Consider the following 916-nt stretch of genomic DNA (forward strand, 5'->3'; position numbering starts at 1 on the left):
ATATCAAAATCCATCTATTGCTCTACTTCAACCTGTTTCTTGATATTTTTTTCAAGACTTTCAACTGTTTTAAAAACACGCTTCCATCTGATAGAAAAAACCTCTTTTGGATTATCTTGTGCATCTACCTCTTCACTATTTTTAAGATTGATACTAAAATAAATAAACCAAGGTTTGCCTATAATATTTTTATAAGGCACAGTACCCCAAAATCTAGAATCATTGCTATTATCCCGATTATCCCCCACCATAAAAAACTCATCAGGAGCGATTTTTTTATAAAACACTAATTCGCCATCAAGATTCATCGGCGTCATTGCAATATTTTGTTGATTTGGATCAGTGTTTTGTCCTAAAGCTTCAGGAAATGGGGAGCTTAATATTTTTTGAGTGATGAGCTCCATCTGTTCAAAAGACATATTGTTGTGCTTATAATGAATACCTGGATGTTCCCTAGAATAAGGCTCAAAGACGAATTTTTTACCCATCATAACAATCACTTCTGAATCTTTATAATGAGAATCTACATATTCATCGCCCTCATTAGGATGAAGATACAAACCTTTTTGAGTAAAAATAACCTCATCTCCACCTACTGCAAAATCCCTTTTGACATAATAGGTTTTTGGCTCACCAGGAGGGATAAAAATGACCACATCACCCCTTTGAGGTCTGCTTCCATCTATGAGATGTCCATTACCATTAAAATCAGGCAATACAGGTATTTCTAGCCAAGGAATTCTCGGGATAGGAATCCCATAAGAAAACTTTTTTACAAAAAGCATATCACCTTCATATAAAGTCCCTACCATAGACCTAGAAGGAATAATAAAGGCCTGTGCAATAAAAAACACTATAAACAATACGATAATGATTGTGCCTGTCCAACTCGCACAAAATTTATACATAAACTTTA

The 916-nt window shown here is 34.3% G+C and carries 1 protein-coding gene; it reads right to left on the minus strand.

The features are described from left to right. Positions 1–14: 14 nt before the first annotated feature. Entirely contained in the window at positions 15–908 is an 894-nt protein-coding gene (lepB, locus tag BKH42_RS09075; RefSeq protein WP_257874302.1) for a signal peptidase I, read from the minus strand. Between the last annotated feature and the right edge of the window lie 8 nt (positions 909–916).

Source organism: Helicobacter sp. 13S00482-2 (assembly GCF_002272795.1).
Lineage (GTDB): Bacteria > Campylobacterota > Campylobacteria > Campylobacterales > Helicobacteraceae > Helicobacter_J.